The sequence below is a fragment of the Pedobacter alluvionis genome, from assembly GCF_003664035.1.
In the GTDB taxonomy this organism is placed as follows: Bacteria; Bacteroidota; Bacteroidia; order Sphingobacteriales; family Sphingobacteriaceae; genus Pedobacter; species Pedobacter alluvionis.
This window is the reverse complement of the sequence record NZ_RCCK01000011.1, coordinates 1,294,519-1,318,416: the sequence shown is the minus strand read 5'-3', so window position 1 is coordinate 1,318,416 and position 23,898 is coordinate 1,294,519. Positions and strand designations below refer to the sequence as shown.

Annotated in this window: 24 protein-coding genes; 10 read left to right on the top strand and 14 right to left on the bottom strand. The window is 38.1% G+C overall.

The genetic code is table 11. The features are described 5' to 3' along the window. The first annotated feature begins 7 nt into the window (after positions 1 to 7). Complete coding sequence (locus tag BCL90_RS13615) at positions 8 to 685, top strand: OmpA family protein (RefSeq protein WP_121284492.1); 678 nt, start codon at positions 8 to 10, stop codon at positions 683 to 685. Positions 686 to 1,266: 581 nt separating this feature from the next. Here the strand turns inward: BCL90_RS13615 and BCL90_RS13610 are convergent. Then, entirely contained in the window at positions 1,267 to 1,617 is a 351-nt protein-coding gene (locus tag BCL90_RS13610) for a hypothetical protein (RefSeq protein ID WP_025143454.1), read from the bottom strand. A gap of 105 nt (positions 1,618 to 1,722) precedes the next feature. Here BCL90_RS13610 and BCL90_RS13605 point away from each other — a divergent pair, with 105 nt between their 5' ends. The 3 genes from BCL90_RS13605 (at position 1,723) to BCL90_RS13595 (ending at position 4,503) form a co-directional block, all read left to right on the top strand. Beyond that, positions 1,723 to 2,748 (top strand): Gfo/Idh/MocA family oxidoreductase, encoded by a 1,026-nt coding sequence (locus tag BCL90_RS13605; protein ID WP_121284491.1) that lies wholly within the window; start codon positions 1,723 to 1,725, stop codon positions 2,746 to 2,748. A gap of 77 nt (positions 2,749 to 2,825) precedes the next feature. After that, positions 2,826 to 3,599, top strand: coding sequence for a M90 family metallopeptidase (locus BCL90_RS13600; protein WP_121284490.1), 774 nt, complete (start codon positions 2,826 to 2,828; stop codon positions 3,597 to 3,599). A gap of 13 nt (positions 3,600 to 3,612) precedes the next feature. Then, positions 3,613 to 4,503 carry a DUF6263 family protein gene (locus BCL90_RS13595; protein ID WP_121284489.1) on the top strand — a complete coding sequence of 297 codons (891 nt, stop codon included), beginning with the start codon at positions 3,613 to 3,615 and terminating at the stop codon, positions 4,501 to 4,503. A 182-nt stretch (positions 4,504 to 4,685) separates the two neighbouring features. On the opposite strand, the gene BCL90_RS13590 is transcribed toward BCL90_RS13595, so the two are convergent. The 5 genes from BCL90_RS13590 to BCL90_RS13570 form a co-directional block, all read right to left on the bottom strand. Further along, complete coding sequence (locus BCL90_RS13590) at positions 4,686 to 5,672, bottom strand: alpha/beta fold hydrolase (protein WP_121284488.1); 987 nt, start codon at positions 5,670 to 5,672, stop codon at positions 4,686 to 4,688. 124 nt (positions 5,673 to 5,796) lie between these two features. Further along, positions 5,797 to 6,654 carry a hypothetical protein gene (locus BCL90_RS13585; protein ID WP_121284487.1) on the bottom strand — a complete coding sequence of 286 codons (858 nt, stop codon included), beginning with the start codon at positions 6,652 to 6,654 and terminating at the stop codon, positions 5,797 to 5,799. Further along, positions 6,638 to 7,033: a GntR family transcriptional regulator gene (locus BCL90_RS13580; RefSeq protein ID WP_121284486.1), complete on the bottom strand. Its 396-nt coding sequence runs from the start codon at positions 7,031 to 7,033 to the stop codon at positions 6,638 to 6,640. Before BCL90_RS13580 ends, BCL90_RS13585 begins: the two co-directional genes overlap by 17 nt. Then, on the bottom strand, positions 7,034 to 7,831 hold the full coding sequence (locus BCL90_RS13575) for a hypothetical protein (RefSeq protein ID WP_121284485.1): 798 nt from the start codon (positions 7,829 to 7,831) through the stop codon (positions 7,034 to 7,036). A gap of 3 nt (positions 7,832 to 7,834) precedes the next feature. Beyond that, complete coding sequence (locus BCL90_RS13570) at positions 7,835 to 8,719, bottom strand: ABC transporter ATP-binding protein (protein WP_244094985.1); 885 nt, start codon at positions 8,717 to 8,719, stop codon at positions 7,835 to 7,837. 175 nt (positions 8,720 to 8,894) lie between these two features. On the opposite strand from BCL90_RS13570, the gene BCL90_RS13565 reads away from it, so the two are divergent. From BCL90_RS13565 to BCL90_RS13555, 3 genes are all read left to right on the top strand, one after another. Further along, entirely contained in the window at positions 8,895 to 9,290 is a 396-nt protein-coding gene (locus tag BCL90_RS13565) for a DoxX family protein (protein WP_121284483.1), read from the top strand. Between the two features lie 2 nt (positions 9,291 to 9,292). Next, positions 9,293 to 10,282 (top strand): aldo/keto reductase, encoded by a 990-nt coding sequence (locus BCL90_RS13560; protein WP_121284482.1) that lies wholly within the window; start codon positions 9,293 to 9,295, stop codon positions 10,280 to 10,282. A 106-nt stretch (positions 10,283 to 10,388) separates the two neighbouring features. Next, positions 10,389 to 11,468 carry an NADH:flavin oxidoreductase/NADH oxidase gene (locus BCL90_RS13555; RefSeq protein ID WP_121284481.1) on the top strand — a complete coding sequence of 360 codons (1,080 nt, stop codon included), beginning with the start codon at positions 10,389 to 10,391 and terminating at the stop codon, positions 11,466 to 11,468. A 236-nt stretch (positions 11,469 to 11,704) separates the two neighbouring features. Here the strand turns inward: BCL90_RS13555 and BCL90_RS13550 are convergent, their stop codons facing one another. Together BCL90_RS13550 and BCL90_RS13545 are read right to left on the bottom strand one after the other, a co-directional pair. Then, entirely contained in the window at positions 11,705 to 14,023 is a 2,319-nt protein-coding gene (locus BCL90_RS13550) for a TonB-dependent receptor (protein ID WP_121284480.1), read from the bottom strand. A gap of 113 nt (positions 14,024 to 14,136) precedes the next feature. Then, positions 14,137 to 14,424, bottom strand: a complete 288-nt coding sequence (locus BCL90_RS13545; RefSeq protein ID WP_121284479.1) for a hypothetical protein — start codon at positions 14,422 to 14,424, stop codon at positions 14,137 to 14,139. 232 nt (positions 14,425 to 14,656) lie between these two features. Between BCL90_RS13545 and BCL90_RS13540 the strand changes: the two genes are divergently transcribed. The 3 genes from BCL90_RS13540 to BCL90_RS13530 all read left to right on the top strand — a co-directional run bounded on the left by BCL90_RS13540 (position 14,657) and on the right by BCL90_RS13530 (position 17,520). After that, positions 14,657 to 15,229 (top strand): TlpA family protein disulfide reductase, encoded by a 573-nt coding sequence (locus BCL90_RS13540; protein WP_121284478.1) that lies wholly within the window; start codon positions 14,657 to 14,659, stop codon positions 15,227 to 15,229. Between the two features lie 151 nt (positions 15,230 to 15,380). After that, positions 15,381 to 16,439 carry a nucleoid-associated protein gene (locus tag BCL90_RS13535; RefSeq protein WP_121284477.1) on the top strand — a complete coding sequence of 353 codons (1,059 nt, stop codon included), beginning with the start codon at positions 15,381 to 15,383 and terminating at the stop codon, positions 16,437 to 16,439. Positions 16,440 to 16,887: 448 nt separating this feature from the next. Further along, positions 16,888 to 17,520: a transposase gene (locus BCL90_RS13530; protein ID WP_208529777.1), complete on the top strand. Its 633-nt coding sequence runs from the start codon at positions 16,888 to 16,890 to the stop codon at positions 17,518 to 17,520. Positions 17,521 to 17,584: 64 nt separating this feature from the next. On the opposite strand, the gene BCL90_RS13525 is transcribed toward BCL90_RS13530, so the two are convergent. The 6 genes from BCL90_RS13525 to BCL90_RS13500 all read right to left on the bottom strand — a co-directional run bounded on the left by BCL90_RS13525 (position 17,585) and on the right by BCL90_RS13500 (position 23,813). Beyond that, positions 17,585 to 18,931 (bottom strand): DUF58 domain-containing protein, encoded by a 1,347-nt coding sequence (locus BCL90_RS13525; RefSeq protein WP_121284476.1) that lies wholly within the window; start codon positions 18,929 to 18,931, stop codon positions 17,585 to 17,587. Positions 18,932 to 19,098: 167 nt separating this feature from the next. Then, entirely contained in the window at positions 19,099 to 20,076 is a 978-nt protein-coding gene (locus BCL90_RS13520) for an AAA family ATPase (protein WP_121284475.1), read from the bottom strand. After that, positions 20,057 to 21,247 carry a DUF4350 domain-containing protein gene (locus tag BCL90_RS13515; protein WP_121284474.1) on the bottom strand — a complete coding sequence of 397 codons (1,191 nt, stop codon included), beginning with the start codon at positions 21,245 to 21,247 and terminating at the stop codon, positions 20,057 to 20,059. Before BCL90_RS13515 ends, BCL90_RS13520 begins: the two co-directional genes overlap by 20 nt. Next, positions 21,244 to 21,972 (bottom strand): DUF4129 domain-containing protein, encoded by a 729-nt coding sequence (locus tag BCL90_RS13510; RefSeq protein ID WP_121284473.1) that lies wholly within the window; start codon positions 21,970 to 21,972, stop codon positions 21,244 to 21,246. Before BCL90_RS13510 ends, BCL90_RS13515 begins: the two co-directional genes overlap by 4 nt. Position 21,973: 1 nt before the next feature. After that, the gene (locus BCL90_RS13505) at positions 21,974 to 22,858 is read right to left on the bottom strand and encodes a hypothetical protein (RefSeq protein ID WP_121284472.1); all 885 of its coding nucleotides are present in this window, start codon (positions 22,856 to 22,858) and stop codon (positions 21,974 to 21,976) included. A gap of 1 nt (position 22,859) precedes the next feature. Further along, positions 22,860 to 23,813: a stage II sporulation protein M gene (locus BCL90_RS13500; protein ID WP_121284471.1), complete on the bottom strand. Its 954-nt coding sequence runs from the start codon at positions 23,811 to 23,813 to the stop codon at positions 22,860 to 22,862. Between the last annotated feature and the right edge of the window lie 85 nt (positions 23,814 to 23,898).

The following is a 23,898-nucleotide window of genomic DNA, read 5'->3' as shown; positions in this document are numbered from 1 at the left end:
TCATATCATGAGTATTTCAAAAGTAAAAATAGCAACATTAAGTATAGGGTTAGCAGTAGGTTCGATGGCATTCCAAAGTTGTGATAGTTTAACTAAAACACAAAAAGGAGCTGGTATTGGTGCTGCAGCTGGTGGGGTTATTGGTGCATTAATCGGTAAAAAAGCCGGTAATACAGCAGTTGGTGCTTTAATTGGTGGCGCTATTGGTGGTACAGCGGGTGCTTTTATCGGTCGTAGAATGGACAGACAGGCAGCTGAAATCCAAAAAGCCATACCTAATGCGGAAGTTATTCGTGAAGGAGAAGGTATTATTGTAAAATTTGATAGTGGTATTTTATTCGATTTCGATAAAACTGCTTTAAAAGATGCAGCTAAAACCAATATTCAGAGCTTAGCTTCGTCACTAAACCAATATCCTGATACAGATATCAAAATTATCGGCCATACCGATAGCCGTGGTACGGAACAATATAACATGGGACTTTCAGAAAGAAGAGCAGCTGCTGTGAAAGCTTACGCCGTTTCTCAAGGAGTTCCATCATCAAGATTAGTTACTATGGGTAAAGGTTTTGCGGAACCGATTGCAGATAACACTACTGACGCAGGCCGTGCAGCTAACCGTCGTGTGGAAATTGTAATCGTGGCTAACGATGCATTAAAAGCATCAGCGCAAAAACAAGGATAATATCGCACATTCCCTCTACCTATGAGGTCATCATATATGCAGCCCTGGTGTACATTCACCGGGGTTTTTTGTGTTTAAGCGTTGGGTTGTGGTGTCTGATGTTTCCATCTGACACTGCTAGTTTATATTCTCATCTTTTTTTGAAAAGCAGGTTCCTGTTTGTATCGGTTCCGAAAGCCCCGCCATTCGCTTTACCGCTCTGCGTTCGGTGTCCGCTACTGTCGGGTTTAGTTAACTTAGGTTTGGTGCTGGCCATGCAAACTGACGAAGTTTCGCTTAGACTAGGCCGGGGCCAACTTCGTAAGTTTTTCCGGCGCACCTGCAACCCCAAATAGCTGCACAGGCAGAATTTTTTAAACGGGATTGAAGCGGCATACCCGATTTTTCATCGGGATATAGCGAAAAGCCCGACTAACATCAAAAAAAAGCAGAAGACCTTGCTTTCCAAAAGACTTAAATTGAGCTTTAAACAGGCTTATATCGGAAGGGAATAATACTGTGCAGTCTGATGTTACCATCTGAATGAGTAGATCTGTGTCAGATAGAAATATCTGACAACAAGGATGATGGAACGATAAAATTTAGTCTGCAGAATAAATATCTTCGAAATAACTCACCACCAGCGATTTCATCAGCATTTCCTGCTCCAACATGGTATAAGGCGGAATCGCTTTAATTAACTTCCAGTGCGGCCAACCATCCTGATCCAAGCCCTCTAATTCATAAAAGCCCATTTCGCTCAATAAACGGCAGGTAGCAATGTGCATCAGTTCTTCTTTCTGGCGTTTACTGTATTTCTTCGGACCTTTGCCCAATTCCTGAACGCCGATGAGAAAAAGCATCACCTTTAAATCAGGAAAATCGGAATCAAATTCAGTTGAAATCCTTTCCTGTAAAACTTTCCATTTGGCATTAATCTCCGACGGTTTCATATCTGCAAAGATAGTGTAAAAACGTGTAAGCCTTAAGTAAAACGTTTAGGCTTTTTAACACTTAAGCTTGAATGGTAATGGTATTTTTGGTTACATTTATAACCTATGGATACGAATATCAATAAAACAATTAACGCAGGTTTATTAGCTTACGGCATGTCAGGTAAGGTTTTTCACGCGCCATTCCTAAATGCACACGATGGTTTCAATCTAAAGGCCGTAGTTGAGCGAAGCCATAAAAATGCAGTTAACGATTACCCCAATATTATTAGTTACAACAGCGTTGATGAACTTTTAAACGATGAAGAAATTGATTTAGTGGTGATTAATACCCCAAATAATCTTCATTACGAACATTCGAAAGCCGCATTAAATGCACATAAACATATTCTGGTTGAAAAACCTTTTACCGCTAACACTGCACAGGCTAAAGAACTTTTCGAACTGGCCGATAGCGTTGGCAAACAGATTTTCTTTTACCAGAACCGCCGTTGGGACAGCGATTTTACTTCGGTAAAAAAAGTGCTCGATAGTGGCAAGCTGGGTAAGCTGGTTGAAGTTCATTTGCGTTACGATCGTTACCGCAATGTAATCGGACCGAAGGCATTTAAAGAAAAGCTGGTAGAGGCCAGCGGATTGTTATACGATTTGGGCCCACACTTGTTAGATCAGGTGATCAGTCTATTTGGCAAGCCATTGAATTTTCATAAAATTTTGGGTAAAAACAGGGCAGGTACCTTGGTTGACGATTATTTCTCGATTCAATTGAGCTTTCCTGATAGCGTAAATATTTTTGTAACCTCGAGTATGTTGGTGGTTAACCCACAACCAGGCTTTATATTACATGGCGTGAATGGTAGCTTTATTAAACACAGAACAGATATTCAGGAAGAACAATTGCTGGCGGGCATGAAATTAACTGATCCGGGTTACGGTGTTGAGCCGGCAAATAAGGATGGTTTATTAACCACCATTGATGTAGGTGGGAACAAAACAGAAGAAATCATCAAATCGGAGGTAGGAAGTTATCTGCCCCTTTTCGAAGCTGTTTATCAGGCGATAACCAATAATCAGCCATATCCGGTTACCAGGGAAGATGTTCTCGCTCAATTAGAAATCATCGAAAGCTAACCTCCAATTTGTACAATCTATTAAATCGGTGTAATCACCTTAAATCCGCGTAATCACTTTAATCTGTGTAATCACTCATGAACTCGTTGCCATTTGCTTATTTAATCCCTATTTTTTTGATCGCTCTTTACCTTATCCTTAAAAAAAAGAAGGTTGCTGTTGAGCCTTTGACGGATGTGGACAAAAAGATTCTGGATGATTATGTTGCTTATTATCATAATCTTGATTCGACTGATAAACTTAGGTTTGAGCAAAAGGTAGCTGCATTTTTTAGTACGGTTAAAATTGAAGCAGTAGGTTTGGAAATGACAACTTTAGATGAATTGCTGATTGCTTCGAGCGCCGTGATTCCGATTTTTGGTTTCGATGACTGGCAATACAAAAACTTAACCAGCGTCTTATTATATCCTGATACTTTTAACAAGGATTTTCAGTTTGATGGCGGGGAAAGGAATATTATGGGTATGGTGGGTACAGGTTATATGAACGGACAGATGATTTTATCGCGTTCGGCGCTGCGCCATGGTTTTTCTAAAAGTGCCGGGAAAGAAAATACAGCAATACACGAATTTGTTCATCTTTTGGATAAATCGGATGGGGCAACTGATGGTGTTCCTGAAAATTTATTGGCACATGAGTACACTTTACCATGGATTAAAATGATGCATGAAGAAATGGAAAAAATTGAGGATAACAAGTCGGATATCAACCCTTATGCTATCACTAATCAGGCTGAATTTTTTGCCGTAGTTTCAGAATATTTTTTTGAAAAGCCTGAGCTGTTAAAAGATAAACATCCTGAATTGTATTTTCAGTTAAGTCGCATTTTTGCGCAACAGCCTGCCGGTTAAAATGAATTATCGAATGAGAATATTGGCAACCATAATCTGTAGTCTGATTTCGATCAGCAGTTTTGCGCAGAAAACTTATGTATTAAGGCAAAATTATCCGACAGGTTATCGGTATGATTTCTCCATTAACTCTGATCAGATCATCAATCAGAAAATTGGCGGTCGGGATGTGCATTTAACCCAAAATATAGGCACGGATTATACTTTCGATATTACGGAAGGCCATAATGGAGAAAAAGATGTGAAAGTAACCTACAACAGGATTTTTATGAAATCGGTTGCGATGGGCACTACAATGACCTATAATTCGGATGAGCAGGACAGCACCAAGAAAAATCCATTTAGTGGCTTAAAGGGCGCTTCTTTTTTTATGACGGTAACGCCAGACGGAGGGATAAAAACCGTTGCGGGCATTGATAAAATGCTCGACAATATGGCGTCAAAAATGACCACAGATACCAGCCAGGTAAAACAGATCAAAAATGCCTTAAGCAAACAGTTCAGCGAAGAAATGGTGAAACAGACCATGGAATCATCGTTTAAAATATATCCGGAAAGAGCTGTTAAAATTGGCGATAAATGGACGGTTGATACAAAACTGCAAATGAGTATGCCTATAGAAACCATTACGGAATACACTTTGAAAGAAGTGAAAGATGGGATTGCTACCCTGAGCGTAAAAGGTGCATTAGTATCAAAAGGAAGTTTTGAGGCTATGGGCAATAAAATGGAAACCGATTTAAAAGGGACCAACTCAGGGGAAACATCTATTGATATTAAAACTGGGATCGTATTGAATAGTCACCTGCGTATAGAGTTGTATGGGAAAATGAAATCGATGGGGCAAGACATTGATTTTGACATGCAAGGGATTAATAAAATCGTAGGGAAAGAGGTGAATTAATTAGGTTTATAGTTGGGTCGTCATCTCGACTGAAGAGCAACGAAATGGAGAGATCTATTTTTACTGGTTCATTTTCTTTTGACCACCTAAGCCAGCTTAGCGCATCTAAGTGTTAGATTTTATCTGGACTTTCATAGATATTAGACCTCGCAGGTATTTAAAACCTGCGAGGTCTTTTAAAATTACAAACTTCCCGTTAATGCCACCAGGAATTCCGTTGGAATTTCGATATGCGGAATATGTCCGCAGGCATCAAATTCGATAATTTTAGCCCCTATAATTTTAGCAGCTGTCTGTTTGCCTAAAAATTTGTACTGGCCGTGTAAAGCTTGCTGATCAGGTGTAAGTAAGCCTTTGCCCACAATGGTTTTATCTTCTTTGCCGATAAATAAAACGGTAGGTACCTTTAAATTCTGAAATTCATAAACCACAGGCTGTTCATAAATCATGGTGTAAGTTAGCGCGGCAACTTTAGCCCAGCGCGGGTAATCGGCACTATTGGTTACCCCTCCGGCAATATCAACCAGGTATTCATATTCTGGTTTCCAATACGTAAAATAAGAGCCCTGATAATATTTCCTAACACTTTCGGCCGTAGTTTTTAACTCAGTTTGGTATTGCTGTGCGGTGGTAACGTAAGGAACAAAAGTTTTATAATCTTCTAAACCGATCGGGTTTTCGAGCAGTAGTTTTTGGGTTGTTTCGGGGTACATTAAAGCAAAGCGCGTGGCCAGCATACCGCCCATACTATGGCCTAAAACCACCGTTTTTTGAATGCCTAAGGTGTCCAGGAGTTTTTTGTTCCAGGTGGCCATCTGATGGAAACTGTAATGGATAAATGCCTTTGATGATTTTCCAAAACCAATCTGATCAGGAACAATAACCCGATAACCAATGTTGGTCAATGCTTTGATGACGTTGCCCCAATAATAACCGCCAAAATTTTTTCCATGGAAAAGAATTGCTGTTTTGCCGTTTGCATTTGCTGTAGGTGCAACATCCATATAGGCCATTTTAATGTCCTGGCCTTCGGTATGAATAGGAAAATATTTAACCGGATAAGGGTATTTAACGTTCTCTAAAGTGATAGAAAGGGTATCTGTTTTTTGTGCCTTTACATGGCTAAGAACAAATAAGCTAATGGAAAGTAAAAGGAAGTATCTCTTCATTGGTGGGCTAATAATGTAAAAAACTAATTGGCTCAAGTTAAACTTTTGCCAATTAGTTAGCTTAAAAATCATGCCTTTTTTACAAAATCACAATAACCTGCAATTACTTATATGATAATAAACGTTATTTGAGCAATTGTTTTAAATTAACGGTAGGCATTTGGATACTTGTTTCATCAGAAAGATTTCCACTTGTTTTGTTAATCTTTACATGCTGAAAATTCACATCGTTTTTACCTGTACTATTCAACAAGAGGGTTTCTATGGGTGCAATAATTCTATTTTCTTCATTCTTGAATTCTGCTTTTGCGTCTTTCAATCTTAAATCGACATTCCGGAGCGGTGTATTGTTTACGGTTAAATATGCTCCATTGATATCAACCCGAAGATTTTCTATTTTTGCATCTTCAATGGTAATGCCGGGTATCACCACATTTTGTTCTTGATATATAGTCTTCCTTACCAGGTTCAGGTTTTTGATTTTCATATCCTCCCCAAATCTGTAGTTAACACCTTTGGTGATCTCCACATTTAAGCTATCGGTATTAACCGATAATTCATCAACGGATACATTATTAAAAGTAATGCCTTTTAAGTTTGGTGAAAAGATCAGTAGTGTGCCATGCTGGTAGTTGCGTTCTGCTTTTAAGGATATGTTAAGTTTTCCATCTTTATCTACCTTATATTGGATGGAAGGGGCAAGATCGTTCGTTGCTTTAAGCAAAAATTTATCGTTTGCAATGATTTTTATATTAAGGTAAGATGATTCTGATCCATTAATTACCACTTGTTGAAATGCCTGGACAGGAAATTTTTTAATAAACCGATCAGCTTCACTATCTATAGTTTCGGCTCCTGTTATCATTTTATCATAAGTCTTATTATCGATCCGGTTTGCGTTGGCAATTAAGATCATTACTGTTAATGGAATGATCAGCAGTGCAATTGTCAGTCCCATTAATAATTTATTGCTTGTTTTCATTTTTTAAAGCGTTAAAGTTTTGTGATACAAAAGTTTGATAGCGGGATTTTAACTCATCGAAATCGATTTCCAATAGATAAAGATTTCTGAAAAGGTTTGGGAGTTCATCGTCAATGAAACTGGTTTTTCGATATTGTTTTACCTGATCAATGGCATCATCAGCCAAAAAGAAACCAATCCCCCTTTTATTGTTAAGGATATGTTTACCCTGTAACAATTCGTATGTCCGCATTACCGTATTGGGGTTTACTTCCATTTCTACCGCCATTTCCCTTACCGATGGGATTTTTTCGTCGGCTTTCCATTTACCCAATAATATCTGCTCGCAAACGTATTCAGCTATCTGTAGATAAATGGCCTTGTTGTTATTAAATTCCATTTAAGCCTCCTTTTCTTTTAAACGTATAAATGAGATAAACCAGAATAGTAATGTTAATAATATGCCGGTTAAACTCATTATGAGGAAGATATTACGCTCGTCTTGCCAGTAGTGATTTCCAACCCAAACAGTATTATTAGTTAATTTTTGCATCACAAAAATTATTGAAGTAACCCAAAGCACTCCAAATATCATTACAGAAATTGCTGTTTTAACATAATGGAAACTCTTGAAAAATATAGAACCTAACAAGAAAACACCATTGATTAAAGGGGGTACATAATAAAATGGATAAAAATCTTTAACTGTTTCGGTTGAAAAAAAATAGGCTAAATGATCAATAACTACTTTTTTGCCCTGGTAATCGTTGTAACTTGATGTCAGTGTATGCGTTGCCCTAACGGAAGAAACAAAGGCAAAATCAATAACATAAAAGCACAACAGATAACTTGGGATTGCAATGATTAATGTATAGAATATAGCACTTAGGAATTTTTCAGTGGTAGATGCCGGGATTAAAATGTTGATAATTGCTTTAGGTTTTTGTCCTAAGTGCATAAAATAACTGTTCGCTATAATACTTGCGAAGAGAAAACCTGTAATTAGAAATAGCGGATATCTAAAATTTAAAGTGTTAGAAGAGATGTTTTTTAAACTATCACTCGTTAAACTTATGCTATAAAATAGAGCCAAAATCCCAATCAATACACCAAAACTCATCAGGTAAATTTTCCCAAAATCAAGCCATTGTCTTTTAAGCAATAAGCCAAATCGATTCATATTAAATGTGTTGTTCATCGCTTAACTAAATAGAGGTTTAAATTTGATTTTTTCTGCGAGTATGGCATTAAAAAGTAGCTCCATATCTAATTTGCTTTCTTCCTGGTGGTAGTTCGGCATTACAGCGTTATAACCAGAGAGGGATGGTTCAGCATAAATAATGCTGTCGTCAATTTCTTTTACTTTTTTAAAGGTTAGTTTTGCGGTAATTTCTTCCACTGTTGCTTTAAGGGCAATATCGTTCTCATCAAGCATAATTACGGTGTCGATCAGGTTATCCAAATCCCTAACCTGATGCGTAGAAATGATAATGCAGCGTTCATCCGTCATGGCTGAAGCCATAATTTTCCTGAACTGTGCTTTGGATGGAATGTCTAAACCATTGGTAGGTTCATCCATAATCACGAGTTTAGCTTGCGTAGCCAGACCGAAGGCGATAATTACTTTTTTCTTCTGTCCATAGCTCATATTAATGAGTTTCTGTTCTACCGGAATATCAAATTCTTTGATGAGATCAGTGAAATAATTGTGGTCGAAGTTTTTATAGAAAGGAGCGTTGGCTTTTATATAGGAATCAATTTTAACCGATGGCAAATAAAATTCTTCTGGGATAAAACAGATCTGCTCTAAAAGTGCGGGCTGTCTTTTCGCAGGATCATAACCCATTACATCCAATGTGCCACTTTGTGCATATACCAAACCGGCGAGGTTTTTTAGTAATGTTGATTTGCCGGCGCCGTTTTTACCGAGCAAACCATAAATATGGCCGTTGCTTAACCGCATACTCATATTTTTAAATAATGGCTTATGCTTACTGTAGCCAAAATTAAGATTGTTAACGTTGATCATATCTACTGTATTAGTTAAATAATACACTAAAGTATGGTGTTGTTTTGTTATCTCCAAATTTTTGGAGAAAAAAGTTTAGCGCCATTCATTTCCAGTCTTACGCCCAACGCCCAACGCTCTCCGCTCTTCTCCCTCTGCTCTCCGCCATTGAAAGGTAAAATATCAGTCTAATAATTGTTGCATTAAAACATCCTTAATGCGGAGATTGTATGTTTGTAGTATATCGATATTTATGGATACAAAATGGGCATATTTACTTAGCCGCCTAGCCATTGGTTTAAGTTTTTTCGGACATGGTTTGGTACGTTTACCTAAGCTTGCTGGTTTTAGTAAATGGATGGTCGGGCAATTTTCAAAATCGTATTTGCCTGATGCACTGGTTATTCCTTTCAGTTATATTTTGCCTTTTGCTGAATTTATTGCAGGCTTAATGATTATCTTAGGTTTATTTACCAGACAAGGTTTATTGTTGGCCGGAGTAATATCCTTAGCGCTGATTTTCGGAACAACGTTAATTGAGAACTGGGAGGCACTGCCTTCTCAACTCATCCATGTCGCATTTTTATCAGTACTACTCGCTTACTTGCCGCATAACAGTTATGCGGTTGATAAAATCATTAGAAAATAATTATGGAATACAGAAAAATTGGAAATTCAGATTTAGAACTTTCGGTAATCACATTTGGCGCCTGGGCTGCTGGCGGCTGGATGTGGGGAAGCACAGATAGAAACGATGCAATTAATGCAATTAAAGCCGGTTATGATTTAGGGGTTACGTCAATTGATACGGCACCAATTTATGGTCAGGGCGATAGTGAAGAAATTGTAGGCGATGCAATAAAAGGGATTTCACGTGATAAATTACAACTCGTAACTAAATTCGGGATGCGTTGGGATCTGGCCAAAGGTGATTTCGGCTTTAAGAGTAAAAACAACGATGGAAAAGAAATCGACATTTATAAATATGCCGGAAAAGAAAGTGTGATTTATGAATGTGAGCAATCTTTAAAACGTCTGGGTACCGATTATATCGATCTTTACCAGATCCACTGGCCAGATTTAACCACACCGATCAGCGAAACTTTCGAAGCAGTGAGCAGGTTGATTGAACAGGGAAAGGTGCGTTATGCAGGCGTATGCAACTATGATGCAGCACAATTAAAAGAAGCAGATCAGACTTTAGAAATTATTTCTAACCAGATCCCATTTAGTATGGTAAACCGCGGTGTTGAAGAAGAAACTGTTCCATATTGCATCGAAAACAATAAATCGGTTCTGGCTTATAGTCCGATGGAGCGCGGTTTACTGACCGGAAAAATGACTGCTGATTATAAGTTTGAAGAAGGCGATCACCGTCAGGGTAATAAATTTTTCTCACCGGAAAGTATCGAAAAAACAAATGCGTTTTTGGCTAAAATAAAACCGTTGGCCGATGAGAAAAATGCTACCTTATCTCAATTGGTCTTACGCTGGACGGTTGAACGCCCAGGCATAACCATAGCTTTGGTTGGCTCAAGGAATGAAAAACAAGCGGTACAAAATGCAGGAGCGATAAACGTAAAATTAAACGCTGAAGAAATTAAGTTCATTAATACCGAATTAGAGAACGCCGGTTTTTAAACTTCAACCGCAAAGAAAAGAAGGAATACGCAAAGGGCACAGAGGTTAAGGTCTTCAATTTCTTTGCGAAAAAACTTTGCGTCCTTTGCGGTTAAACAAACAAGATATGTCTAAATTATTTTCTCCTTTTACCATAAAGGATGTAACCTTAAAAAATAGAATTGTGATTTCGCCCATGTGCCAATATTCTGCTATTGATGGCTTTGCCAACGATTGGCACCTGGTGCATTTAGGAAGCCGTGCCGTTGGTGGTGCAGGTTTAATTATCCAGGAAGCTTCTGCAGTAACGGCTGATGGAAGAATCACGTATGCCGATCTGGGCATCTGGAAAGATGAACATGTTGAAAAACTGAAACAGATTGTTTCTTTTATTCATCATAATGGTGCTATCGCGGGAATCCAGTTGGCACATGCAGGCAGAAAAGCCAGTTGTGAGGTGCCATGGAATGGTGGCGAACAAATTACTGCTGGCGAAAACAGCTGGAAACCGGTTGGTCCATCGCCAATCCCTTTTAAACAAGGACAGGTTGAACCACACGAATTAACGATATCAGAAATTCAGGATATTGTTTTTGCGTTTAGGGCAGCAGCTAAACGTGCAGTTGATGCAGGCTATAAAGTAGTAGAAATACATGCTGCACACGGTTACTTACTACATCAGTTTTTTAGTCCGCTGAGTAATAAACGTACAGATGTTTATGGTGGAAGTTTCGAAAACCGGATCCGTTTAGTCATTGATGTGGTTGAAGCTGTGCAATCGGTATGGCCCGAAACCCTGCCATTATTTGTCCGCATTTCGGCGACCGACTGGACGGAAGGTGGCTGGAACGAAAATGACTCTTTGCAATTGGCGGCGGTATTAAAAGATCGCGGTGTAGATTTAATTGACACCTCTTCGGGTGGAAATGTACCTGATGCTTTTATCCCGGCCGGACCAAATTACCAGGTTCCTTTTGCAGATAAAATCAGAAATGAGATCGGCATTTATACTGGTGCAGTAGGGGTAATTGTTGAGGCACATCAGGCAGAAGAAATTTTGGAACAGGAAAAAGCCGATTTAATTTTTATTGCCCGCGAATCGTTGCGTGATGCTTATTTTCCAACACATGCAGCACAGGTATTAGGCGATAATACGGAATGGCCAAATCAGTATGTAAGGGCAAAAAGGGAGAAGTTTAAGAAGTAGTTGAGGACTTCAAGTAGTAACGTCATCTGCGTTACATTCTGCTTGAAATCGTCATTCCCAACTTGATTGGGATCTTAATGCAATAAGCTTTAAGATTCCCGCCTGCGCGAGAATGACGGCTGCATTATAGAATCTGTCTTAATGACGATTAATCTTAGTTGATGCAAGTATAAACCAAAAAGCGGAGTGATCTCATCGATCAACTCCGCTTTTTGGTTATAAAGAAATTAATAATCTTATTTAACTACTTGGAAAGGAATGTACAATCCGAAAGTGATGTTTCTACCTGGGTTATAAACACCTAAATTAAGGTTTTCTGAATCTAAACGACCAGGTTTTAATCTACTCAATGCATCATAATATTTCTGGTTTAATAAGTTATTGGCCGAAACCGATAGTTTAACCGGTTGTTTGCCGAAATTAAATGTAGCGCCGATACCTGCGTTGAGCAAGGTATAGCCGCTGGTAGGCGTTTCAAAAACATCATCCACACGGGCCTGTTTAAATGCTGAGTTAATGCCTACAGAAAGATATGCATCATTTGTTCCTTTAAATTTAGGCTCGAAACGCAGCTCATTTCTCAATGTTCCGGCCGGTATGAAAGCCAGTGGCTTATTTAAGCTATTGTTTCGTGCATGAACATATCCAAAAGTATTTTCAAAATGGATAAACGGAAGAGGGTGAATGGTTAAACTCGCTTCAGCTCCATATAAATTAGCATTAACTTGACCGTAGCGGTAAACTGGATAATTATTACCTTCTGCATCTATTCTTTCTCCGTTGGTTGAAGCGTAAATAAAGTTGTGAATGTAATTATTATAAATACTTGCACTTGCACTCACAATTTTTCCTTCATATTCTAAAGCGGCATCCACCTGATAACTGCGTTCGGGCATTAAATTGGAGTTACCTATTTCATAGCGGAAAGTTCCTTCATGTACACCATTTGATGCTAATTCAGCTGGATTTGGTGCACGGAAAGCCGAACCTGCGTTGGCTTTAAAGTTTAACTCTTCATTGAATTGATGCGTAAAACCTAGTGCACCACTCACGTTAGAAAATTTATTCTGAAAAGGTGCAAATTGCTCTTCATTATCTACGAATAATTGTTTCCCATTATTCTTTCTATAATCGTAACGGGCACCAATACTAAAAGTACTGTTCTCCCAGTTTTTCTTTGCATAAGCAAAAACACCAATACCATAAGTATTATAATTTGGTATCAAAAACTCATCATTTGCTTTGTTTTCACTGTGACCTGCATCAGCGCTTACACCAAATACAGGTTGCCATCCGTTCGTTTCGTGGATATAGTATTTTAAATCGGCATTGTAGGTTTTAAGATCGAAGAATAATGATGGATCTGGACCGTCTTCCAATTCTCGGCGCTGGTTCTGTTGATAACCAAAATCCGCTTTTAAATTGCCATTTCCGATAATGAAATTGTTGTTCAAGGCAATTTTAAAGTGCCTGATATCCTGACGTGGATATTCTAAAGTACGGCTTTTGAAGTCGTCCGGGGTAAATGCACTACCATCCTCCCTTACGAAATTTCCATTCGCATCCAATGTAGGGTCGTAAAAACCGATGTTATTATGAAAATTAGAAACATTTAAGTGAGTATAACCCCAGCTTTTGTTTAAGCCCACCATACCGCTTAAATCGGTTTCGTTAAAGCCTGAATTTGGGAAGTAACCTGTAGGCGTTTTAAAAGAATAGGCATTTTTATAGGTTCCACGGGCTCTCCAAACAAAGCCATTTTCGTTACCGTTTAACATTAATGAGTTGGCGGTAAGTCCGTTGTTGGTAGAGTAATTGCTAATAAATTCACCTTTTACCTGTCCTTCTGGTGGTGAACTAGGCTCTAATAAGTTAATTACACCTCCGAGTGCGTCAGAACCGTACATTAATGATGCCGCACCGCGTAAAACTTCAATACGGTCTGATTTAAACTGATCGATTTCGATACCATGTTCATCGCCCCATTGCTGGCCCTGTTGTTTAATTCCGTCATCTAAAGTTACAATCCTGTTGTAGCCTAAACCCCTTATTACCGGTTTGGAAATAGAAGGTCCGGTAGTGATCTGCGATACACCAGGGATTTTAGTTAATGCATCAATTAAATTAGTAGAAGGCTGCAAAAGCTGATCTTTGCCTACTATCGCCGATGAAGCACTATTTCGTTTACTCGTACTGCTGATTAAACTTCCTGTGATTACGATCTCCTTTGTTTCTATTGCAGTAGGCTGTAAAGAAAATTCTAATCCGGCTGCGCTGGCAAAATTTACCACTTGTGTAGCGGTTTTGTAGCCTACGTAATGCACTTCAACCAGGTAACTTCCTCTCGAAGGAAGGTTATTCAATGTAAATTCCCCATCATTGTTGGTTACGGCCGAAACCTTTAAATCCGGAATAAAAATGGTAGCACCTGGTAATGTTTGTTTTGTACTGGAATCAATAACCTTACCTTTTATATCTTTTAGTAGGGCCGCGAAAGCAGTATTGCTTAATAAGGTATATAGAATTACCAAGCCAATAAGCTGTAATTTTTTCATGTGTTGTGTTTAAATAAAAATGATCGGAAAGCCCCAATAAATAGCCTTTTTGAAGCTGTTTTTAGGTTTCCTGTAAATAATTTTGATCAGCGCAGATGCGCCATAAGAAAAAATTAAGCTAATGGGGGACCGCGTAAGCAAGTGCGCTTTATTTCGGTAAAAGCATTCTTTAACGTAGGTTCGGTACGGTTAAAGATTTTAGCTGATAAGAAGATTTTGTAAATGTGGTGCGTTTGCACATAGTTTTTTTCAAAACTCGCATTACAGATTAAACAGGTATCGCCATGGGCCTGTACGTGGCTAACATGTTTACAGTTAACCTCTTTCTCCACAACCGGAAGAGGATTATGGTGGTGAAGTAAACTCCATGGAGTTAAAGCAATAGCAAATACGATCAGCATAAATACCGATAAATATTTTTGAATGTTTTGTCTATGCTTTTTCAACAGGCCAAAAGTAGTAATTCTTAAGCAATTATATATATTTACAAAGTAAGATTGTTTTTATAGTGTTATGACCCTTTATTTAATCGATAGTTTAACGTAAGCGGTACAATAATCTTAGCATAAATTATTCAAATATCAATTGCAAACCTATTTTGTTATGATTTGCGCTACAGAAAACAAATAATTAATGAAGTTCATCAGGAAAAATATATTAAACGCTTTATTTGTCATTTTCCTATTGGTAATTGTTTTTGTACCCGATGCAAAAGCATTTTTTATTAAAGGATTGATGGAGATTGGTTTCTATAAGCCTACTGTTGAAACACCTAAAGAAAATGTTGCAGGTCTCAACGGGATCCGGTTTAAAGATGTTAAAGGAAATCTGATTGATCTGGGAGATTTAAAAGGTAAGATTATTTTTCTCAATTTTTGGGCAACCTGGTGTCCGCCATGTAGGGCCGAAATGCCTTCAATTAACAAGCTTTATACACAATTTAAAGAGGATAAAGATATAGTTTTCATTTTTGCGGATGCTGATGGTGATTTTGCTAAATCGGGCAAGTTTATGTCCGACCGTAAATATGCAATGCCAATTTATAAAGTAGATAGTGATATTCCGGAAAAAGTATTTGCGGGCGCCTTGCCCACAACTGTCATTTTTGATAAACAGGGCAGACTATCTTTCAGGCATGAAGGCGTGGCAAATTATGCCGATCAAAAGATCATTGATTTCATTAATAAATTAAAAAGTAGCCGCTAGTTTCTATCTATCTTATCAACTTTAAAATTTTAATCAATAAAATTTGATGCTGAAATGATTTCTGTATTTGAGCGAATGTGAACAATTGGTTGAAGAATGGCTATGTGATTTTTGAGTAAGGTTAACCAATCATTTTGTTATTTTTGCTGCTATGATTTCATTTTTCGAGGCTTCGCTTAAGCAACTTTCCATCCACCATACCGGTAATAAACTGGTTGAAGAGTATTATAAATTATCTGATGCCCCTTTAAAAATCGAGGATGAACTATTAGGAAACCTGCTGATGCAGTATTTCTTGAAGCCTTTCGAAAAGGTTAATGAAGTTTACCGTTTTTATCATCCCAATGATAATTTAGCGCTGAACGAAGTATTCCACTTTGCGAATGAGATTTTTGAAAACAATGCGCTTTTTCATGAAGACTCTCAACAACTGGCCAAATATTTATACGATGTGGCTAACCATCCAAAAATTAAATCGGGTGAATTGTATGTTGCCTATTTCGAAAAAGTGCAGATAGAAGGGGAGCAACTGGATGTTTTGGGAATTTTTAAATCTGAAACCAAAGATACTTACTTAAAGGTTTATCCAGAACTTGATGGCTTTAATATGAGCTATGAGCAAGAGGCGATCAGCATTAACAAATTAGATAAGGGCTGCCTGATCTTTAACGTAGACAAAGAAGAAGGCTATAAAGTTGTTGTGCTGGATCAATCGAAAAGTAGCAACGATTCTGCCGTTTATTGGAAGGATGAGTTTTTGAAGCTGAAAATCAGGAACGATAGTTATAACCAAACCAATAACGTTTTAGGAGTTTACAAAAACTTCGTTACGCAAAAACTCGATGATGATTATGAAATTAGCAAAGCGGATAAAATTGATCTTTTAAACCGTTCGATGAAATACTTCAAAGAAAAAGAAACCTTTGATATTGAAGAATTCGGGAATGAGGTAATCGGTAATGCCGAAGGGATCGAATCGTTCAAGAATTATAAGAAAAACTACGAAGAAGAGTTCGAAAGTCCGATAGCTGATCATTTTGAGATCGCCGAATCTGCCGTTAAAAAACAGGCTCGGGCTTATAAAAGTGTCTTAAAACTGGATAAGAACTTCCACATCTATATCCATGGCAATAAAGACATGATCGAAAAAGGTTACGACGATGATAAATCGATGAACTTTTATAAGGTGTATTTTAGGGAAGAAGAGTAAGGTTAGTTCGGAGTCAGTAGTCTTAAGTCGGGAGTCTACTGGCGATTGCTTATTTTGGATTGATATCAAAATTCTGATTCCCCGGTCTGTGTCCCCACAGACCGAAACAAATCTTTGTTTAACAGATTCCAATTATTGGTAGTTATTTGATTATTGGTCTGTGAGGACACAGACCAAGGGGGCTTGGCGGTGTCGATTTTGGACTGATTTCAAAAAACCGATTCCCCGGTCTGTGTCCCCACAGACCGAAACAAATCTTTGTTTAACAGATTCCAATTATTGGTAGTTATTTGATTATTGGTCTGTGAGGACACAGACCAAGGGGACTTGGCGGTGTCGATTTTGGACTGATTTCAAAAAACCGATTCCTCGGTCTGTGTCCGCACAGACCGAAACAAATTCTTCATTTAACAGATTTCAATTCTTAGTAGTTATAGGTTATTATTCTATGAGAGCAAAAAACAAGGATAAGTGTGTATTCTCATTGAAAGAAATTGAAGTTAATTTTCTATTTTTAATAATGGAAAATGACATCTTCAGACAAGATCGTAATTCAAAGATGCTTTTGGAAGAAGTTTATTTTTGGACGGATACGGTTAAAGATTGGAAGAAGATATTTTCCGTTGACAAGTATAAAATAGTAGTAATTGATACTTTAAGGGAATTAGTCAATAGAAAAAAGATTACTGTATATGCTTTTGTGATTATGCCAAATCATTTGCATTTGGTATGGCAGATGGTCGAGGAGAATGGAAAAGAGATGCCTCATGCAAGCTTTAATAAATTTACTTCCCATCAGATTTTTCAGGATTTGAAGGTTCATCATCCAGATATATTACCATATTTCAAAGTATCAGATACAGAAAGAAATTTTCGTTTATGGCAGCGAGATCCTTTGGCTATTCTCATGGATACGCAGGATAAACTTGAGCAGAAAATAGATTACATCCATCTCAATCCCTTACAGGAAAGATGGCTATTATGCGAAAAAACCGAAGATTACGAATGGTCATCTGCCAGGTTTTATGAAACGGGAATTGACAATTATGATTTTTTAACCGACTATAGAAATCTCTTGTAGGTTTCGGTCTGTGGGGACACAGGCCGAGGGTAAGGATTTTGGACTACAGACTAAGGACTCTATACTATATCCTCTGTTGTGCCTTCAGTGCCAGGTATTGATTAATAACATTAACCGTAAGCTTTTGTGGTGGGGTAAGAATAGCCAAAATGCCATGTTTGTTCAGTTCTTTAACCATCAGTTTTTTCTCGTAGATAAACTTTTCTGCAATCGTTTTATGGTAAATGCCTTCTACATCTTTGGCCGGATCGGTGCTTAATCCTTTAAGTTCGGTGTTTTCGAAAAATACAACCACCAATAAGTGGTACTTAGCGATTCTTCTTAAATAGGGTAACTGACGTTGAAGTGCTGATAAACTTTCGAAATTGGTAAAGAAAACCAAAAGTCCGCGTTGTTTTACTACCGAACGGACTGTAGTATACAGGATTTCTAGATTGCTTTCCAGGTATCTTGTTTTCTCTTTATAAAGCACGTTCATAATACTGCCCAGCTGCGAAGCTTTACGGTCGGCTGGTACTATTGAACCGATGGTTTCGGATAGGGTAATTAATCCGGCCTTATCTTCTTTAAGCATGGCCACCTTTGAAAGTGCAACCGTGGCATTTATGGCATAATCAAGTAGGCTCAAACCTTCAAAAGGCATACGCATTACCCGCGATTTATCGATGATGCAATAAATATTCTGCGATTTTTCATCCGTATAGGTATTCACCATCAAACCGCCTTTTCTGGCGGTAGCTTTCCAGTTTATGGTACGGATATCATCACCGCCTACATAATTTTTAATCTGGTCAAATTCGCTGCTCTGCCCAACTTTTCTGATTTTTTTAATACCAAATTCGGTTAAATAGCGAGAAACGGCCATCAATTCGTACTGACCAAGATTGATAAATGAAGGATAAACGGGGAGAACTTTCGCTCCATCGAAATTATAACGCCGACTGATTAAACCCAATGGAGAACTAATATATGTTCTGATAAACCCGAAATCATATTCACCGCGTTTGGTTGGTCGTAAATTGTAATGGATTGATTTTATTTCTGCCGGTTTTAAATGGAGTCTAAAATCTTTATCACGGATCTGAAACTGAAAAGGTATTTCGTCGATTACCCTTACATTTACCCCGAAACCATAACGATTTGCGATTTCAATCTGGATCGGATTTTCATCGCCGTTGCTCAAACGCTTCGCCGTAAATCTTTTGACTTCAACTCCCTTACTGTTACGGTACAGAATAAAAAGATCGATAAAAAACAAAACAGCTACCGCTCCAGTTGCAATTTCAGGGATATCGCCCAGCCAGGCAAAAAAGAACTTCAGCAAAAAAAGCACAATACAAAAGCCTAATGCCGTAAATAAACGATCGGTTAGGAATAGGTTGCTATAATATTGCTGAAAGAATTTTTTCAATGGTAGAGATTGTTTAATTGCTAAATTGTTTAAAATGGTTAACCGTATTACAAATTGTTAACTGAAAATTGGCAGCTCTTTTAGTTAATCGATTACCCTTCGACTCCGCTCAGGGTGACTTATTAATGGTAATTAAGACTAATGACTACAGACTCAAGACTGTGGACTTACCTCGGTACTTCAATTTTTTTAATAATCTGGGTTACAATGTCGCTAGTGGTTAAGCCTTCCATTTCTTTTTCTGGCGATAACAATATCCGGTGAGCTAATACAGGGCTAGCAACGGCAATGATATCATCCGGTGTAACAAAATCGCGGCCCTGAATGGCAGCAAAAGCTTTTGCACTATGTACAATGGCTAATGATGCCCTTGGCGAAGCACCTAAGTAAAGTGATGAATTGTTGCGCGTTTCGGTTACAATTTTGGCGATAAATTCTAATAGCTTCGGCTCAACAAATAAATTGCGGATAATTGCCCTGGCCTCTTGTATCTGTTGCACGGATAATACCGGTTTTACCTCGTTTAATAACGTTTTGTTAACCAAAGTATGTTGTGCTGTTAAAATTGCAGTTTCTTCCTCCAGAGAAGGGTATTTAACTTCAATTTTGAAAAGGAAACGATCTAGTTGAGCTTCGGGCAAACGGTAAGTTCCTTCCTGCTCAATCGGGTTCTGCGTAGCCAACACCATAAAAGGCTCATCCATCATATAGGTTTGCCCGTCAATGGTTACCTGGCGTTCTTCCATCACCTCGAAAAGTGCAGATTGGGTTTTGGCCGGTGCACGGTTTATTTCATCAACCAGAATAATATTACCGAAAATAGGACCTTTTCTGAATTCAAAATCGCCGGTTTTGGTATTGAAAATCGGAGTGCCCAACACATCCGACGGCATTAGATCAGGCGTAAACTGTACCCTCGAAAATTGAGCATCTATTGATTTGGCAAGCAGTTTTGCGCTTAACGTTTTTGCTACACCCGGAACGCCTTCAATTAAGATATGTCCATCGGCAAGTAAACCAACAATCAAAAAATCGATCACCTGTTTTTGGCCTACTATGATATTTCCAAGTACGGTTCTAATCTGATTTACAGCTGCATTTAATGCACTTAAATCGGTACGTGGGTTAAACTGTTCTTGTTCCATTGCTTTGCGTAATTTTATAAAACTGTTCTATGCTTTCGTTTAGATTGATCAATTGTGTATCACTCAGGTTGCCCATTTGAGGCATTTCGATAAAATATCTGGTTAACGTTTTGGCAAGGGCTTCATTAATCCCTGTTTTTTCCTTTAACAACTGGGCAAATTTATTGTCGATATCGTTGGTTTTAAGGTAATACCTGCTCCGCAGATATTCCATAAAGTAGTTGATTTTTTTCAAGGCTATATCGAGGTTATTCCGCTCATGATAATAAACACTACCAACCACATGAACAAAGGCCAATGACGAATTGGTAAGCGGGTCGGCAATGGGAATAATCCTTTGCCTGCGTTTGATATCGTAGAATACAAAAATAATCAAGCTGAAAATGCTCAGATAATAAGCATATTTAAGTTCGGGGTGTTTAAAAAATACCCTGAGCATATCAGTTGTAGTATTTTCCTGTCCGGCAAAATATTCATCAAAAATTACCTGGGTATTTCCCTGCAGGTAACTCAGGGTTTTGGCAGCGTATTCGGCCCCATATTTATCCAATAGGTTAAAATTGGTATAAAACCCCGGCTCCGCAATTAGGTATAGATTACCTTTCCCATAACTGTAGCGGATGAAGTTAGGTTTCCCATCCCCGTTTACACCGAGCACAGTAGCCTTATTGGTGTCAAGTTTACTGTAATATTGACTACCAATTCCCCTGTCGAAACCATAGTTTGCGTCAGTTTTTAAGTTTGGGTTGGTAAAATTCAGTGTGCTGCCTTCGGCCGACATGGTGCTTACTGCTTGTATTTTAAGGTTCTTTTCTATCTTGCCAAGATCGTAACTGGCAATAAAGGCATCATTACCAGCCTGCATGTATTTAACCAGCTGATCGAAATCCGTTTTGCTGATTTCAGCCTTTTGAGCAACGATCAAATAGGCCGTTTTGTTAAAGTTTTTGGTCTTTAAAGTATTGTAAATGGCGCTTTTAGATTGATGAATCGTTGCCTTTGGTAAAATATCCTTGATCCGATGGTACAAGATGTATGTTCCATACGGAATTTTATCCTTTACGGCATAAGTTGGTGCCCAGTTTGTTGGTGTGGGTTTGTTGTATTGGGCAACTAAATAAAGGAGGATCAGGATTGAACCAATAATCAGATATGTTTTATAACCTTTCATTTAATCTGGTTGTTAAACTGGTTAAACGACTGGTTAATGGGTTCAAATTTCACTTCATCGATAGGGAAATCGCCGTACCAGATGTAATCGAACTGTAGGGTAAGTCTACTGAAATCATTTCTGAGTTCGGGTTTATCGATTTCCATTAAATAATTGTAATTGGTTTTATCGGGCTGCCAATTGATGATTTCGGCATCGCTTAATTTTTTTAGCGCCCTCAAATATAAAAGCCTAACCGCAAGGCGGAATTTCCTTTCTGCAACTAATCTTTGCAGTTCCTGTTCATAATCAATCTCATGGATGTTTTCGGTAATTACATCATAAGGAAGAATAGTTTCTTTTGATTTTTTCCTGAATATATTTTCAGCTCCGATGGTTTTGATCACGATATACAGGATAAGCGCTATACCTAGCCCGATAAAAACATACCTCGAAATTAAATTAGAGGTTGCCCCTTGAATCAATGACCCGATTAAATTCCAAAACCACATCCAGAATTTATCCCACCAGGAAAGCTGTTGCTGGCCAATTTCATCATATTGGAATTCTCTTTGCTCTTTATAACTGCTGATCGAATCCTTGTCAAATTTTGATGAGGTAATTTTAGCACTATCAATCCTGAGTTCCTTAACAATAGTTTTCGGTTTAACAGCTTGCGCCTTGCTGATTACCGGAATAAAAAACAAAAGGGAAACGAGAAGATATCGGATAAAAATACACTGCATTTTAATATTCTTCAGGTCTGGTATCTACAGGTTTTTCGGTATTGCCAAAATTGGAAATGCGTTCCATTAGTCCTGGGTTTTCTTTTTGTTCAACCAAACTAAAATACGTAAGTGAAATGGTGATGATCGGTATTATGGTAAAAACCTGGCAGATGGATTGTAAAACGGTGGTAATCATGGTTAATGTTAACGACATGCGAGGTGTTTTATGTGTAAACATACCGATCATATTGAATAAAGTGGTTGGTAAAACCACCATACTCATGCAGGCATATACAATAATCCATACCACAATGAGGGTTCCGAAAGTAACCCAGAAATTATCTTTGATTACAGCAAAACTTCTGGTGAAAGAATAACCCAGCGAACCATTTTCGATGACCATGATCGGAAAGATCATGGCTACGTACGGGAATAGCCAAAAGAATGGTACAACACAGAAGAAAAAAGATATAATGAGCATCAGGATCAATAAAAGCGAACTGCCAAAAATCCTGAAAAAATAATATTTAAAATAACCCCAAACCTCGTCAGTAGTGGGTGTTTCATTACCCTTTTTAACGTACACGGCGATATAAGAAAGTATGGCTACGCTCATACTTGCGTAAGTGGCCAGTGAAAATAAAATGGATAAAAAATACTCTATGGTATATACCGATGAGAGGCCAAACTTGTTTGTATTTCCTTGAACACCAATGGTATTGAAAATATTAACCAATTTATATTGTTGCAACAGCATGGTAAGCATACTGGCCAATACGAACAAGCCGCAAAACGTAAAATATACCTTAATCAGCGGTTTAAAGTTTTGCCGCATAAAGGTAAACGTATCGTTTATCACCTGTCCGAAATCTCTTTTTTTTCTAAATTCTAATTTCCCGATCATGTTAATCTAGTGTGACTTGTTTACGTTGAATTTTAATGGGATAAATAAATACATACCATATCATAAAGGCTGCTGATGATAACAATATCAACATGCTTAGCCCTAACGGCATTTCGGTATGGCGGGTAACAAAACTTTCGAAAAAAGCAGCGACAATAAAAATCGGAATCAGGCCAATTACAATTTTTAACCCATCTTTTGCCCCTTTTTGTATGGATGCCATGCGGGTGTAGGTTTTGGGAAATAAAAAGCTATTGCCTAAAATTAAACCTGCCGCGCCAGCCAGTACAATGGCAGAAATTTCGAGTGTGCCATGGATCCAGATCACCAGAACAGATTGAAAACCCAGGCCCTTGCTGAAAAAGAAATATTGGAAAGAGCCGAGCATAATTCCGTTCCTAAATAGGGAAACGATAGAACCAAATGAAAATAAGATGCCCAGAACAAAAGTATATAAGGCAACGAAGATGTTGTTAGAGCCGATCTTTAAAAACATCATGAACTCGTTATCCTGTTTGTATACGCCAAACGGATCGCCTTTGGCGATGTTTTCATTGGTCATGTTTACGTAACCATCGCCCATAATTAAACGGACAAAGGTATCGTCGTATTTGGCTGATAAGGCACCGATGGCGCAGGAAACCAGGAAAAAAAACAAAGCATAAAATACTTGTTTCCGGTGCGCTAAAAATATAAGAGGCAATTCTGTTTTCCAAAAATGGATAAAACGGTTCGATTTCTCTTTTTTGTTTTTATAAACCGATTGGTGCAGTTTAGCTGCTAAACCATTTAAATAAGCTGTTGTTTTTGAGTTGGGATAAAAAGTTTTTGAGTAAGCAAGATCGTTGGTGATTTCGATAAACTGATTGGCCACGTCGTCGGGATTGGCTTGTTGCATGGAATCATAATGCTGCCATTTCTCCGAATTCTGTTTAACAAATAATGCTTCTCTCATTTAAAGGCGTTACCAAATCTGGCGTTAAAATAGTTAATTTTTTATGGAAATAAAACCACGATTGATCATACCTGCAAAACAAATG